Source organism: Streptococcus sp. AM43-2AT, from assembly GCF_003603405.1.
Lineage (GTDB): Bacteria > Bacillota > Bacilli > Lactobacillales > Streptococcaceae > Streptococcus > Streptococcus ilei.
Genome location: NZ_QTND01000004.1, coordinates 97119 through 111359, shown reverse-complemented (window position 1 = coordinate 111359; position 14241 = coordinate 97119). Strand labels below are relative to the sequence as shown.

Genomic DNA, 14241 nt, shown 5'->3' with positions numbered 1-14241 from the left:
TCTTCGTCACTAAACTATATTTACAAACAAAAGGAGCGTTTGTTATGACAATTTCATGGATTCAAGCAATCTTGCTTGGTATTTTCGCCAGCTTGTCTTCAATGCCTGGTATGGGTGGTTCCAGTATCGGGAACTATACACTTGGTCGTCCCCTGGTCGGAGGTTTGATTTCAGGGTTGATCCTTGGAGATGTGACAACCGGTATCATGGTCGGGGTTGCCCTTCAGGTCGTATACATCGCCTTGGTTACTCCTGGTGGAACTGTATCTGCCGATGTGCGGGCTATTTCTTATATTGGAATTCCTCTTTCTATCTTATTTGTTCATGCTAACAATATTACTGGTGAGGCAGCAATTGCAGCAGCAGCAGCCCCAATCGGTGCAGCCGTTGGGACTATCGGTACCGTTCTTTTCTACGGTACTGCGACAATGAATTTGCTTTGGCAACACATCGGTTGGAAAGCCGTTGAAGAAGGAAACTTCAAAAAACTCTACGCAGTTGACTGGGTTTACCCTTGGATCTCTCATTTCCTCTTCTCTTTCCTTCCAACAATGATTATCACCAAATTCGGTGAAAACATGGTGGATTTGATGAAACAATACCTTCCGATGGATGGTTACTGGATGAAAGCCCTCTTTACAGTCGGTGCCCTTCTTCCATGTGTCGGTATTGCCATCCTCTTGAAGCAAATCGTTACAGAAGTGAGAGACTTCATTCCATTCTTTGTTGGATTTACTTTGGCAAAATCTCTTGGCTTGAACTTGGTAGCGAGTGCGGTAGTTTCATTGATTTTTGCGGTGATCTACTATGAACTTGAAGTGATTAAAACAATGAAAGTCGTCCCTGCTGGAGCAAATGACTTTGACGATGATGAGGAGGATATCTAAGATGGCTGATAAAAAGAAAATTTCAAAGAAAACGCTAACCAAAGCATTCCATCATTGGTATTATGGTCACTTGACCTGTTTCTCTCAAGAACACATGCAAACCTTTGGGTATTTGACTTCTATGCTTCCAATCGTGGAAGAAATGTATGATTCTAAAGAAGAACAAAAAGAAGCTATGCAAACCTATACAGCCTTCTTTAATACCGAACCCCAACTAGGATCACTGGTTGTAGGGATTACAGCTGGTTTGGAAGAAGCTCGTGCCAATGGGGAAGCAGTAGATGGCGAAACCATCAACGGGATGCGTGCTGGTCTGATGGGACCAATCGCTGGAATTGGTGACTCCTTGGTTGTTGGGACTTTAATCCCTGTACTTCTCGGTATTGCCCTTGGTCTTTCTAAAGGTGGAAACATTGCAGGGGCTCTCTTCTACATCGTCGTTTGGAACCTCTTGGTATACTTGGGAATGCGTTTCGCTTTCTTCAAAGGTTATCACTTAGGGGACAAGGCGGTTGAATTCCTTGTAGGACCAAAAGGACAAGCCCTTCGCAAAGCGATCAGTGTAGTCGGTGGTATGGTCATCGGTGCCGTAGCAGCGACTTGGGTCTCTGTTACAACAGCCCTCGAATTTAAAAATGCTGACGGAGAGGCCTTCCTCAAAATCCAAGAAAAGATTGATGGTGTTTATCCAGGTCTCTTAACTGCTGCCTTTATCACTCTTTGCTGGTGGCTCATGGCGAAGAAGAAAGTCTCACCAAACAAGGTGATGCTTCTCTTGGTCATCATCGCCTTGGCTGGGGTAGCTCTTGGAATCTTTGATCCAGGTCTCAAATACTAAGAGAAAACTAGAAATAGTTTATTGCAACCGGAGCATTGAGAATGAAGTACGTGACCTCCTTTACGAATACTTCATTCTCAATTTTTATTGAAGGAGGCATCTATGCACACCAGACAAGAATTAATAAAAGGGTATGAGACAGAAATTCGCTACCAACGGCATATGTTGGAAAACTTGGGGCGTTGGTTTAGTGTGCTCTTTCTCATGGCTAGTATCGGTGGGCTGCTGATTTATTTCTTTCACAAGACTTCCCTACTATTTTTGATCTTAGGTAGCTTGATCGCCCTGTTCGGGATCGTGGGGATGTTGGTAGTGGGATATGGGATGTATCGTGGTCGAGCCAACCTACAAAAAGTTGTCCAAGCTTACCAAGAAAAACTAGATCTGGTTGGCTAGAAATCGAAAACACTTCGAAAAGATTGAGGTGTTTTTTTCTTGACTATTTTTGACCAAGTGATACAATAGAAACATGAGTTAGCACTCGATATCAAAGAGTGCTAAAATACAGAAATGGAGGAACGATATGTTAAAACCATTAGGAGACCGCGTGGTCTTGAAAGTAGAAGAAAAAGAACAAACAGTCGGTGGCTTTGTCATCGCAAAAGCAAGTCAAGCTGAAACCAAAACAGCAGAAGTCATCGCTGTAGGTGAGGGGGTTCGAACCCTCAGTGGTGAGTTGGTAGCTCCAAGCGTCAAAGTTGGTGATACTGTCTTAGTAGAAAATCATGCAGGCGTTGAAGTGAAAGACGGCGATGAGAAGTACACGATTGTTGGGACTGCAAGTATTCTTGCCATTGTTGAAGCTTAAAGAATCAGAAAGGAGAAAGATGTATGTCAAAAGAAATTAAATTTTCATCAGATGCTCGTGCAGCCATGGTCCGTGGGGTTGATATCCTAGCAGATACTGTTAAGGTGACCTTGGGACCTAAAGGCCGTAATGTGGTTCTTGAAAAATCATTTGGGTCACCATTGATTACCAATGATGGGGTGACCATCGCAAAAGAAATCGAATTGGAAGACCACTTCGAAAATATGGGTGCCAAATTGGTATCAGAAGTTGCTTCTAAAACCAACGATATTGCTGGAGACGGAACAACGACTGCGACTGTCTTGACGCAAGCCATCGTCCGTGAAGGGATCAAGAACGTTACAGCGGGTGCGAATCCAATCGGTATCCGTCGTGGGATTGAAGCAGCGGTTGCGACTGCTGTTGAAGCCTTGAAAGATAATGCGATTCCGGTTGCCAATAAAGAGGCTATCGCCCAGGTTGCGGCTGTCTCTTCTCGCTCTGAAAAGGTCGGTGAGTACATCTCAGAAGCCATGGAAAAAGTGGGCAACGACGGAGTGATCACGATTGAAGAATCTCGTGGAATGGAAACAGAGTTAGAAGTCGTTGAAGGGATGCAGTTTGATCGTGGTTACCTCTCTCAATACATGGTCACTGATAATGAAAAAATGGTGGCAGACCTTGAAAATCCTTATATTTTGATCACCGATAAGAAGGTATCAAATATCCAGGAAATCCTTCCCCTGCTTGAAAGTATCCTACAAAGCAATCGTCCGCTCTTGATTATTGCGGATGATGTGGATGGCGAAGCTCTCCCAACTCTTGTCTTGAACAAGATTCGTGGAACTTTCAATGTCGTAGCTGTTAAGGCACCAGGATTCGGTGACCGTCGCAAAGCCATGCTGGAAGACATCGCTATCTTGACAGGGGGAACTGTTATCACAGAAGATCTCGGTCTTGAGTTAAAAGATGCGACCATCGAAGCGCTTGGGCAAGCAAGTAAAGTGACAGTAGATAAAGACAGCACAGTCATCGTAGAAGGTGCAGGTAATCCTGAAGCTATTGCTAACCGTGTGGCCGTGATTAAATCACAAATTGAAACAACCACTTCAGAATTTGACCGTGAAAAATTGCAAGAACGCTTGGCCAAATTGTCTGGTGGCGTTGCAGTGATTAAGGTCGGAGCTGCAACCGAAACAGAATTGAAGGAAATGAAACTCCGTATCGAAGATGCCCTCAATGCGACACGTGCAGCGGTTGAAGAAGGAATTGTTGCCGGTGGTGGTACGGCCCTTGCCAACGTTATTTCTGCAGTGGCAACCCTTGAATTGGAAGGGGATGAAGCGACAGGACGCAACATCGTGCTTCGCGCCTTGGAAGAACCTGTACGCCAAATTGCCCACAATGCAGGCTATGAAGGATCAATTGTCATTGATCGCTTGAAACATGCAGAAGTCGGAACAGGCTTTAATGCTGCAACAGGTGAGTGGGTCAACATGATTGAAGCAGGAATTATCGACCCAGTGAAGGTGAGTCGTTCAGCTCTTCAAAATGCCGCTTCTGTAGCGAGCCTTATCTTGACGACCGAAGCAGTGGTAGCCAACAAACCAGAACCAACTCCAGCTGCACCAGCTATGGATCCAAGCATGATGGGTGGAATGATGTAACCTGCTTATCCCAATGGGTGCTGAAGCACCTCATTAGGATACGGCAAGCACCATGATGCCTTGCCTAAGCATCTTACTAAGACAATAAAGAAGGCGTTATCGGCCTTCTTTATTTTCTATCGTAACTTGTGTGTTTGATTGAGGTTTCGCCTCTAATCATTTGCGTCAAACAGACTACATATTTATATATATTATAATCGCTTGTGAAGTGCAATTATTGAAATTTATTTTTCTGCAAATTAAGCTTTAACGACTAGGTTAAAAAACTGCGATTGGATGAAAAAAAACAAAGTGTGATTGAATTGTCGATTTTCTTTAAATGTAGTGATATCAGTGCGTTCTTTTCAATTGAACAAACATCTATAGAAATCTTCTTTTTTAGTGATCCATCCGTTTTATATTTGGAACAAAAATGCAATACAAATTCCTTTATTTTGTAACAAAGATAGGTTAAACTATATTAAGTAGAAAAGTTCTACATCAGAGCAAGGGAGGAAAACTTCCCACATACATGTCTAAAGACAAAAACTTGATCGAATAAATTGAAACTTTTTGATCCTTAATTTTTATCGACCTTTTTCATATTAAAAATGTTTCATACTCCCTTGCTAAAAGCTCCTCCAGATTTTTCTGGGGGAGTTTTTTTGTATTTCATAAACATTTCACATTTCTCCTCTATAATGAAAGCAACAAATGATGAAAGCGTCCACACTGTATCGCTGTGGACCTTGAAATGGAGGGTAAGATCATGCTCTTACAACAGGCAATCGCCTATATTTCTCGAAAAAGAACGAGGAATCTGGTCCTCTTTCTGATTCTCCTCTTGATCCTCTCTTGCTTGTATTTCTGTTTTTCACTGATGCAAGTGGGAGGAAAACTGGAGGACCACATCAAACAGTCGGCGGGGACCAGTTTTGCTCTGACCAGTAAACAAGGGGATAAGCCCTTTGCTCTGAAGGAAGCTGAAAAGGTGCGGCAACTGGACGGGGTGGGATCCATGGTTCCTCAATATGAAAGTCCCGTTCGTATTCTTGGTAAAGAAGCGGTGACGGGACAGCAGTCGGTAGAAAGGGATGATCTGGGACAGGAAGCCAAGCAAGCACTAGGCGCTGTCTTCACCCAGAAGACAGACCAGCACCTAGATTTCCGAAGTGGCAGTTTCCAACTGGTGCAAGGCAAGCACTTATCCGATAAAGCGAGCGGGCAAATCTTAATCCACGAAGAGTTGGCTAAGAAGAACAAGCTAAAGGTCGGAGATCAGTTGACCTTATCCAGCTTTCAGATGGGAGAGAATCCTGCCAAGGAGCAAACCTTTGAAATCGTTGGGATCTTTTCAGGTAAGAAACAGGAAAAATTCACAGGAATGACCTCTGATCTGAGTGAAAACCAAGTCTACCTTCCTTATGAGGATGCGACCAAGCTCTTAGGTCTCAGTCAACAAGAAGTGACCCAGGTTACCTTTGGCGTTAAAGATCCTGAGAAAATCGATGCTCTCTTGAAGCAAGTCAAAAGCTTGGATCTGGATTGGCAATCTCTCCGCTTGGTCGAAGATCGCAAGGCCTTTGACCAGATGAAGGAATCCTCTCAGACCCTAGAAGGCCTGGTACGGATCATGATGATCGTCCTCCTGGTGACGGGAGCAGGTGCCCTATCTCTCTTACTCAGTCTCTGGACACGGGAGCGGATCCATGAAATCGGGGTGCTCTTATCCATAGGGAAGAGCAAGGGACGGATCTTTGGACAGTTCCTTTTGGAAGTGGTGCTGGTATCCTTACTGGCAGTGCTTCCGGCCTTTCTCATCGGGCGGATGATTAGCCATCGTTTCTTAGAACAATTTGTCGGAGAGACGGGGCAACAGCAGACCCTAGACTTACTCCATCAGATCCCTCAAGGCCTTTCCTTAGGAATCGCCTATGCTAGCCTCTTGGGCTTGATCCTTCTGTCGCTCGGTGCAACCACCAGCTTGATCTGGCGCAAGACACCAAAAGAAATATTAACAAAAATGAGTTAAGGAGAAATGACACATATGTTAGAACTCAAAAATGTAGCCTATAGTTACCAAAGCTATAGTGAAGATATCCTCTCAAATGTGAACTATCAGTTCGAAAATGGGACATTTTACAGTATTATTGGCCAGTCAGGAACTGGGAAATCAACCCTCCTCTCCCTCTTGGCTGGTTTGGACAATCCCAAGAAAGGGCAGGTTCTCTTTGATGGGGAGGACATCCAGACCAAAGGATCTAGCTACCACCGCAAGCACCATGTTTCCCTGGTTTTTCAGAATTACAATCTGATCGATTATTTGACACCACTTGAAAATGTCCGCCTAGTCAACAAACAAGCTGGGAAAGAGATTCTCTTGGAATTGGGGCTGGACGAAACGCAAATCAAACGCAATGTCCTCCAACTATCCGGAGGGCAACAGCAACGGGTGGCCATTGCACGTGCGCTCGTTTCAGAAGCGCCTGTCATCTTGGCAGATGAGCCGACAGGAAACTTAGATGAACAGACAGCAGGTGACATTATTGCTATTTTGAAGAAGTTGGCCAAGGAACGCCAAAAATGTGTCATTGTCGTCACCCACAGTAAGGAAGTGGCAGAGGCCTCTGATGTGGTCTTGGAATTGAGTCGCCGTAGCCTCGTTGAGAAGAGCAAGTAAGGAGGGAATGCTATGTTGCGAAATGCTTTTGCTTATATCACACGTAAATGGCCCAAGTCTCTCTTGCTCTTTGCCATCATTCTCCTCATGGGGACCTTGAGCTTGATTGGACTCTCCATGAAGGGAGCGACCCAACAAGCTTCATCGGAAAGCCTGGGATCCATCACCAATAGCTTCTCCATGCAGATCAACCGCCGGACCAATCCAGGAACCCCTCGGGGAGCAGGGAATCTCAGAGGAGAGGATATCGAAAAAATCAGCCAGGTAGAGGGAATCACCTCCTCCATCAAGCGGATCAATGCCATCGCAGATATCCTAGACCACGAGATCATTGAGACTGAAGAAACCCTGCAAAATCAATCTCCAGAGCGGGCCAAGCACTTTAAGAATACCTTGATGGTGACAGGGGTCAATGACTCTTCTAAAGAAGATAAGTTTGTCTCTGGAGCCTACAAGCTGGTTCAAGGGGAGCATCTGACCGATAAGGACAAAAACCAAATCCTCATGCACGAAGATTTGGCGAAAAAGAATGGTCTTAAGGTGGGCGATAAGGTGCGTCTCAAGTCCAATCTCTACGACGCTGACAATGAAAAAGGGGCCAATGAAACTGTCGAAGTAACCATTAAGGGTCTGTTCTCAGGTAAGAACCAAGCTCCTCTAACTTACGCCCAAGAATTGTATGAAGATACCCTCATTTCTGACCTAGATACAGCTGCCAAGCTCTATGGCAATACCGTCCAAACAGCTACCTATGAGGATGCGACCTTCTTTGCCAAAGGGGATCAGGACCTCGATAAATTGATCGAAAAAATCAAAGCCTTGGATATCCCATGGAATTACTATGACCTAGTCAAGAGCTCTTCCAACTACCCAGCCTTGCAAAAATCGATCAGCAGTATGTTCCAAGTGGCGAACTACTTGTTTATCGGTAGCCTCATCTTTGCTAGCTTGCTTCTCACCCTTCTCCTTGTCTTGTGGCTCAATGCCCGTCGCAGAGAAGTTGGTATCTTGCTGGCTCTAGGACTCTCCAAGGTGCAGATTGCGGGACAATTCGTGGCAGAATTAATCATGATTTCCATCCCAGCCTTCCTCCTCTCCTATGGAGTCGCAGGTCTTCTTGCCAAAGGAGTCGGAGATACGGTGCTTAAGAACGTAACCAGTGGCATTGCCAAACAAATGGCTCAAGAATCCTCTGCAGCCAACCTTGGTGGAGGAGCTGAGGCAGAAAGCTTCAGTAAGACCCTGACTGATATCCATATGGATATCCAACCGAGCCAATTGTTGGTGATTGTCTTGGTCGGTGGGTTGCTCTTGATCCTGGTATCCATCCTTTCTTCACAATGGCTCTTGCATAAGAAACCAAAGGAACTCTTGGTGGATGTCGAATAAGAGATTGTTTCCTAAAATAGAAATAGGGTATAATAGGAGGTAGAAGAAGTTCTTAGATAAAGGAAAGTGTATGAAGATACTAATCGTAGAAGATGAAGTCCTGATTCGCGAAGGGATGAGCGACTATCTCATGGAATGTGGCTATGAGGTCTTTGAAGCAGGCGATGGGCAGGAGGCCCTGGACCTCTTTCACAGAGAAGCGCCAGATCTGGTCTTGCTGGATATCCAGCTCCCTATCCTCAATGGCTTGGAAGTGCTCAAGACCATCCGGAAGACCAGCTCAGTCCCTGTCCTCATGCTGACGGCCTTCCATGACGAGGACTATAAGTTGACGGCTTTTGGAGAGTTGGCGGATGGCTATCTGGAAAAACCCTTCTCCTTGTCCCTCTTGAAGGTCCGCATCGAAGCTATTTTTAAAAAGCTCCAGCCTTCCCGGGTCTTCACCTATGGAGAGGCACGGGTGGATTTTGAGAGCTATACAGCCAGCCTAGCTGGGCAAGCCATCTCCATGAATGCCAAGGAGTTGGAAATCTTGGAATACTTGCTCCAGCATGAAGGCAAGGCCCGGACCCGCTCTCAGATCCTCGATGCCGTCTGGAAGGAGACGGAGGAGATTCCTTTTGACCGGGTGATTGATGTCTATATCAAGGAACTACGAAAAAAACTAGAGCTGGACTGTATCGTTACGGTGCGCAATGTCGGCTATAAATTGGAGAGACCATGACCAAACGGAGTATCTTTGCAAAGATTTTTCTGATCACCTTTGCCCTTTTTAGTGGCTTAGTCATCCTTCTACACGCTTCGGTTTACTTTATTTTCCCGTCGACCTATATCGAGTCCCAGCGCCAGACGATTTTGAAGAAATCACAGGCCCTGTCCAAGAGTTTCCAAGGCCAGGAAGAAGGAACCATTGAGTCGGTCATCGACCTATATTCCAAGACCAATGATATCAAGGTCTCGATCAAGGACAAGGAAAAACAAAATGCCCTAGAGGTCAAGGATGACTTGCTCGTGAACCCTGACAGCCAGAATAATTCCCTAGTCATTGAAGAGCGAAAAATCCAGACAAAAGAGGGGAAGGACTTGACCTTGCAATTCTTAGCAACTGTCGATTCCCAAAAGGAAGCGCGGGACATCAGTCTGGGCTTTCTTCCCTATAGTCTTCTGGCTTCCTTTGTTCTGTCATTGCTTGCCTCCTATCTCTATGCCCGCCTGATTTCTGCTCCGATCCTGGAAATCAAGCAGATGACCAAGCGGATGAAACGGCTGGATCGGACAGCTAGTCTCCCCATTCATTCGCAGGATGAGATTGGCGTTCTCAAGCAACAGATCAACGACCTCTATCATCATCTTTTAGAGGTGATCGACAATCTAGAGCAGCAGAAGCAGGAAAATCTGAAGTTGGAGCAGATGAAGGTGGAATTCCTACGTGGGGCTTCGCATGAGCTCAAGACGCCTCTGGCCAGCTTGAAGATTATCCTAGAAAATATGCGAGATAAGATCGGCCGCTACAAGGATCGGGACCGCTATCTGTCGGTCTCCCTCGATATCGTCGATGAGATGAACCAGATTGTCCTGGAAATCCTATCTCTGTCCTCTGTCCAAGAATTGGCTGGAGACAAGGAGTGGATCCAGCTGGATCAGGCCTTAGAGCAGATCCTCGACCAGTACAAGGTCTTGGCTCAATCCCGCGCGCTCACGATTGACAATCAAATCCCTGACAAAGCAGTTTATATGGACCCAGCCATTCTGAAATTGGTCCTCTCAAATGTCATTAGTAATGCCGTCAAGCATTCGGATGCCGGTGGAGAGATCCAGCTCCGTCTCGAAGAAGAAGGGACGCACTTGGCGGTTGAAAATACCAGCCAAGAAATGGTAGAGACCGCTGAGATGCCAATGACCGCTAGCCGCCAGAAGAAGGAAGGTGGTCTGGGACTGTTCGTGGTCCAACACTTGTTAGACCATGAAGAACTGGCCTACCAATTTGACAAAACAGCTATGGGCTTACGCTTCCGTATGGAACTGCCCAAAGAGCCTCAATAATAAAAAAATGGCGAACAAGAGAAACTCTTGTTCGCTATTTTTATTTAATCAACCTTTTCTACCTTTAGCAGTTGGCCGTGTTTTAATTCATAAATGGTATCCACATAGGTCAGAATGGAGCGGTCATGGGTCACCATGATGGCGCTCTTGTTTTTGGATTTGACTTCTTTCCGGATCAACCTGGCTATTTCTTGTCCCCGATCCGGGTCTAGGCTAGCGGTTGGTTCATCGGCTAAGATGACCTGGGGATTTCCGATAAAGGCCCGAGCGATGGCTGCCCGTTGTTTTTGCCCACCAGACATCTGATTCGGGTATTGGTGGTAACAAGCTTCGATGCCCAGATCTGCCAACAAGGCTTTGACTTCTTCTTGGCGTTTTTTCTTGTCCTTTTCCCCCTTCAATTTGGCCACCAGTTCTAACTGGTCACCGATTTTCATATAGGAGAGGAGCTGGTGATCTTGAAAGATAAAGCCGAGCAATTCCAGGCGTTTTTGCGTCCACTGACCTTGGTTGAGGTCAGTCAAGTCTTGGCCAGCGATAGAAATCCGCCCCTCGTCCGCTGATAAGAGTAAACCAGCTATAGCTAAGAGAGTGGATTTACCCGATCCTGAAGGGCCTAAGATGGCGACAAATTGGTTGGGTTCGACGCTTAAATTAAGCTGGTTGAGGACATGGTGCATCTGGCTGCCATCGGCGTAGGATTTTCTGATATTTTCTAATGCGATAATGGCCATCTTATTCTCCATTTCCACCAATGACTTCGATTGGATCTACTTTTTTGATTTTGACAAGGGACAAGGCACCACACAAAATAGAGGTCAGGATAAAGCTAACCGAGATGATGAGATTGTCTTTCAGGGTCATAAAGGAAGGGACGCTATTGGGTAAAAATGGCGCCATCATAGTTGCCAAACCAAGCCCCAGCAGTACTCCGATGAGGGAGATGATGGTGAGCTGGGATAGTTGGACATAGGTAATCTGGCTCATGGACATGCCAATGGCCTTTAGGACACCAAACTGTTTCAACTTTTGCAGGGTCAGGATATAGAAGAAGACCCCAAGGATAGCAGAAGAAGCGAGTAGCAGCACCCACGTGATCATCCGTAGCGTCAGGTTTTGAGCCTTGTAGCCAGGGATTTTATCGATTACTTGCTTCTTATCCGCCACCATCAAGTTGCTGGCTAGATCACTAGAAGTGATGCTCTTCTTGGTCACAAGGGTTTGGGCTTGCCATTGATAGCTTGGATCTGTTTTTTGCCGCATACCTGTGTAGGTCTCCGAGCTGATAAAACCAATCTTGCTATAGCCGTATCTAGCATTTTTCGCAAAGGCCACGACCTTGAGTTTTTGCTTAGAAGTTTTGTCGATCACTTGATCGCCGACTTGGATTCCCTCATCTTCTTTGAAAGAACTGTCCAAAATGACCTCGTTTTTCTGTAAGTCGGAGATCTTGAGGTCTGTATCTTCCATGATTGGATTGAGGATCTCTTTTTCATTGTGATCGGTCGCGAAGTAGGTGATATCCAGAGTGTTGGAATCCTCTGTTTTTGAGACGGTTGCTCGCTGGATCGACAAGCCAGAATAGTCTATCCCTTTTATCTTTTGGACCTCATCTAAATCTTTCGCTGTAATGGTTGAAAAGGGGATAATCCCTTCTGAATCCGTCGAAAGGATGTAGTGCAGGGTCCCATAGTTATCGATTTGGGCCGATACCGAACGGCCCAGTCCATTTGTCAGTCCGGACAAAAACACCACCATAAACATGAGAATGGTAATGAGGAGTTCAATCAGGATAAACTTCTTGGGTTGGTATTTCATTTCATTCCATGCGATTTTCATATTGGTTCTCCTTTTAGCACGGAGGTGCTCGAGCAGGGTTGCTAGCACCTAAACATACTCTACCATCATACCACAAGTGGGGGGATAATAGGGGGATGGTGTTTGGTAGAGTATGAAAGGATCGGATTTGTTTACTGTGTTCAATTTGATTCTCAATTATTAATCGTTAATGTATACAAAAAAGAGATATGCTATAGACAAACAAAAAAGCCTTTTAAATCAAGGCTTTTTCCTGTTGTTTAGATGCCCCCTGCATGAATTTGTAAGAACTTTTCATATTGAAAATAAACAAAAATGTTGAAATATAGCTGATTTTAGGGAAATACTTTTAGGTATTTTCAATGTAAATATTTCAAAATGGGGCAAAAGTGGGGCAAAAACGAATGACTCACATTTGGTTTGAAAATCTATAATACCTAATGATTATGCCATACTAGATATATAGTGTTGTTATAAATAAATGTCAGTGCGAGTTCAAATCGGAGGATAAAATGGAAAAACAAATTAATGAAAAAATTATCGAGATCGTGCATCAAGCCAACGATATGATTCCAGTTGAGTGGGATGATTTGTATATTGTAATAGAGATGGACAAGACCTATAGTGGCGAAGCCTATTTTTATTTTAAATATAAGAATGAATATCATTACCATCTTGAAATGTCAGATGATTTTGGTCTATCAATGATGGAAGTTCTAAACGAGAATACCGTTTTATTTGAAAAATGTGAAGAACTGAAAAAAGTATTCGTTGAGAATGATTTGGCGGATTGGTATATTTGTATCATTCATTTGGATGAAGATAATAAGCTGTCAGTCGACTTTGACTATGCGCCATGGTTGGCAAGTGATTTTGGACCTACTGCTCGTATGAACTTTTTTAGATATCAGTTTCTTGGTTTTGAACCTCGAGATGAAAAGGAACTTGAGCAGTTCAAAGCCATGGAAGCTTTTCAAAAAGAGCATAATAGCAAATAGTTATATCAAAAGAATAAACCACCTTCGCGGTGGTTTTCTTATGGCTTGATCAAACCTAGTACATAGGTTTTGTGGTATACTAGAGGCAGAGTGAAACGTGAATAGGAAATCCAATCGGAGGAAAACATGTTAGAAAACTTTATCAAAGTGGCAGACATGCCCCAAGAAGTTATTGAAAAATACAAGGACCAAGTCCCTGCTGAGTTGCTACAGATTTGGCAGGAAGATGGTCTGGGAACCTTTTTAGATGGTTATTTGAAGGTGATTAATCCAGAGGATTATCTAGAGCTTCTCCAAGATAGCTATTTCAGAGGAGATATCGCTTTTCCGATGTTCGTAACAGCATTTGGAGATATTGTTACTTGGGAAAAGAACGCCTATGTGGGAATTGTCCAATATAATATTCAGGATTTGGATATTATTTGTAAGGGGATGGATTTATTCGTTCAATTTTTAGATAACGAATATATTACAAAAAAATTTGAACTTGATTTATATAGACAAGCTCTTGCCAAACATGGTGAATTGGCCTACGATGAATGTTTCGGTTTTGTACCACTCTTGGCATTAGGAGGCTTTAAAGATGTGGATCATATGGATAAAGTCAAAGTCTTAGAGCACATTTACCTCATGTACCAGCTCACAGGCGGAGTGATGGACGATTGATAAAAAAGAACCACCCTCGCGGTGGTTTTTTCGATGAAAACGAGTGTTAGATAACTAGCGAGTCTTTGGATGAGACTCGCTTATTTTGTGAATATAAACTTTTTGGTACAAAAAACAAAATGACAAGCAAAAAAGCCTTGTAAATCAAGGCTTTTTCCTGTTGATTTAGATGCCCCCTGCATGGATTTGGAAAGGATTTTCATATTGAGAGTAATTAAAAATATTGAAATATAAGTGATTTTAGGGAAGTACTTTTAGGTATTTCCAATGTCATGATTTAAAAATGGGGCAAAAACGAATGACTCTCATTTGGTTTGAAAACCTATAATATCTGATGATTATGCTATACTAGAAATATAGTGTTGTTATCAATAAATATCAGTGCGAGACTAATCGGAGGATAAAATGGAAAAACAAATTAATGAAAAAATTATCGAAATGGATAGGGAATATCCCTTTTTATTTTGATTTAAATCAGATTTTTGGATG

General features: G+C 43.9%; 14 protein-coding genes. 12 read left to right on the top strand and 2 right to left on the bottom strand.

Annotated elements, in window-relative coordinates; genetic code table 11:
- Nucleotides 1–44: 44 nt before the first annotated feature.
- The 10 genes from DW930_RS08810 to DW930_RS08765 all read left to right on the top strand — a co-directional run bounded on the left by DW930_RS08810 (nt 45) and on the right by DW930_RS08765 (nt 10270).
- Entirely contained in the window at nt 45–887 is an 843-nt protein-coding gene (locus DW930_RS08810) for a PTS sugar transporter subunit IIC (protein ID WP_023022097.1), read from the top strand.
- Complete coding sequence (locus DW930_RS08805; protein ID WP_042361448.1) at nt 871–1725, top strand: PTS system mannose/fructose/sorbose family transporter subunit IID; 855 nt, start codon at nt 871–873, stop codon at nt 1723–1725. The genes DW930_RS08810 and DW930_RS08805 overlap by 17 nt, the downstream gene beginning before the upstream one ends.
- Nucleotides 1726–1827: 102 nt before the next feature.
- The gene (locus DW930_RS08800) at nt 1828–2121 is read left to right on the top strand and encodes a hypothetical protein (protein ID WP_023022099.1); all 294 of its coding nucleotides are present in this window, start codon (nt 1828–1830) and stop codon (nt 2119–2121) included.
- Between the two features lie 127 nt (nt 2122–2248).
- A complete protein-coding gene (gene groES, locus DW930_RS08795) occupies nt 2249–2533 on the top strand; it encodes a co-chaperone GroES (protein ID WP_006595108.1) in 285 nt (94 codons plus the stop codon).
- Nucleotides 2534–2556: 23 nt separating this feature from the next.
- Nucleotides 2557–4179: a chaperonin GroEL gene (groL, locus tag DW930_RS08790; protein ID WP_023022100.1), complete on the top strand. Its 1623-nt coding sequence runs from the start codon at nt 2557–2559 to the stop codon at nt 4177–4179.
- Nucleotides 4180–4927: 748 nt separating this feature from the next.
- A complete protein-coding gene (locus DW930_RS08785) occupies nt 4928–6190 on the top strand; it encodes an ABC transporter permease (RefSeq protein ID WP_117744962.1) in 1263 nt (420 codons plus the stop codon).
- 6 nt (nt 6191–6196) lie between these two features.
- Nucleotides 6197–6838, top strand: coding sequence for an ABC transporter ATP-binding protein (locus DW930_RS08780; protein ID WP_023027590.1), 642 nt, complete (start codon nt 6197–6199; stop codon nt 6836–6838).
- Between the two features lie 12 nt (nt 6839–6850).
- Nucleotides 6851–8227 carry an ABC transporter permease gene (locus DW930_RS08775; protein ID WP_123159827.1) on the top strand — a complete coding sequence of 459 codons (1377 nt, stop codon included), beginning with the start codon at nt 6851–6853 and terminating at the stop codon, nt 8225–8227.
- Nucleotides 8228–8297: 70 nt separating this feature from the next.
- Nucleotides 8298–8951, top strand: coding sequence for a response regulator transcription factor (locus DW930_RS08770; protein ID WP_009731294.1), 654 nt, complete (start codon nt 8298–8300; stop codon nt 8949–8951).
- Nucleotides 8948–10270, top strand: a complete 1323-nt coding sequence (locus DW930_RS08765; RefSeq protein WP_123159826.1) for a HAMP domain-containing sensor histidine kinase — start codon at nt 8948–8950, stop codon at nt 10268–10270. The genes DW930_RS08770 and DW930_RS08765 overlap by 4 nt, the downstream gene beginning before the upstream one ends.
- A gap of 44 nt (nt 10271–10314) precedes the next feature.
- Here the strand turns inward: DW930_RS08765 and DW930_RS08760 are convergent, their stop codons facing one another.
- Entirely contained in the window at nt 10315–11004 is a 690-nt protein-coding gene (locus DW930_RS08760) for an ABC transporter ATP-binding protein (RefSeq protein ID WP_123159825.1), read from the bottom strand.
- Between the two features lies 1 nt (nt 11005).
- Complete coding sequence (locus DW930_RS08755; RefSeq protein ID WP_123159824.1) at nt 11006–12109, bottom strand: ABC transporter permease; 1104 nt, start codon at nt 12107–12109, stop codon at nt 11006–11008.
- A gap of 491 nt (nt 12110–12600) precedes the next feature.
- On the opposite strand from DW930_RS08755, the gene DW930_RS08750 reads away from it, so the two are divergent.
- Nucleotides 12601–13086 (top strand): immunity protein YezG family protein, encoded by a 486-nt coding sequence (locus DW930_RS08750; protein WP_123159823.1) that lies wholly within the window; start codon nt 12601–12603, stop codon nt 13084–13086.
- Between the two features lie 126 nt (nt 13087–13212).
- A complete protein-coding gene (locus DW930_RS08745; RefSeq protein ID WP_123159822.1) occupies nt 13213–13752 on the top strand; it encodes a T6SS immunity protein Tdi1 domain-containing protein in 540 nt (179 codons plus the stop codon).
- Nucleotides 13753–14241 lie beyond the last annotated feature (489 nt).

Excerpts from the sequence above, each read along its gene's own strand:
- groL (WP_023022100.1), top strand. The coding sequence starts at position 2,557 with ATGTCAAAAGAAATTAAATTTTCATCAGATGCTCGTGCAGCCATGGTC.
- DW930_RS08770 (WP_009731294.1), top strand. The coding sequence starts at position 8,298 with ATGAAGATACTAATCGTAGAAGATGAAGTCCTGATTCGCGAAGGGATG.
- DW930_RS08775 (WP_123159827.1), top strand. The coding sequence starts at position 6,851 with ATGTTGCGAAATGCTTTTGCTTATATCACACGTAAATGGCCCAAGTCT.
- DW930_RS08785 (WP_117744962.1), top strand. The coding sequence starts at position 4,928 with ATGCTCTTACAACAGGCAATCGCCTATATTTCTCGAAAAAGAACGAGG.
- groES (WP_006595108.1), top strand. The coding sequence starts at position 2,249 with ATGTTAAAACCATTAGGAGACCGCGTGGTCTTGAAAGTAGAAGAAAAA.
- DW930_RS08805 (WP_042361448.1), top strand. The coding sequence starts at position 871 with ATGAGGAGGATATCTAAGATGGCTGATAAAAAGAAAATTTCAAAGAAA.
- DW930_RS08750 (WP_123159823.1), top strand. The coding sequence starts at position 12,601 with ATGGAAAAACAAATTAATGAAAAAATTATCGAGATCGTGCATCAAGCC.
- DW930_RS08780 (WP_023027590.1), top strand. The coding sequence starts at position 6,197 with ATGACACATATGTTAGAACTCAAAAATGTAGCCTATAGTTACCAAAGC.
- DW930_RS08760 (WP_123159825.1), bottom strand. The coding sequence starts at position 11,004 with ATGGCCATTATCGCATTAGAAAATATCAGAAAATCCTACGCCGATGGC.
- DW930_RS08800 (WP_023022099.1), top strand. The coding sequence starts at position 1,828 with ATGCACACCAGACAAGAATTAATAAAAGGGTATGAGACAGAAATTCGC.
- DW930_RS08745 (WP_123159822.1), top strand. The coding sequence starts at position 13,213 with ATGTTAGAAAACTTTATCAAAGTGGCAGACATGCCCCAAGAAGTTATT.
- DW930_RS08755 (WP_123159824.1), bottom strand. The coding sequence starts at position 12,109 with ATGAAAATCGCATGGAATGAAATGAAATACCAACCCAAGAAGTTTATC.
- DW930_RS08810 (WP_023022097.1), top strand. The coding sequence starts at position 45 with ATGACAATTTCATGGATTCAAGCAATCTTGCTTGGTATTTTCGCCAGC.
- DW930_RS08765 (WP_123159826.1), top strand. The coding sequence starts at position 8,948 with ATGACCAAACGGAGTATCTTTGCAAAGATTTTTCTGATCACCTTTGCC.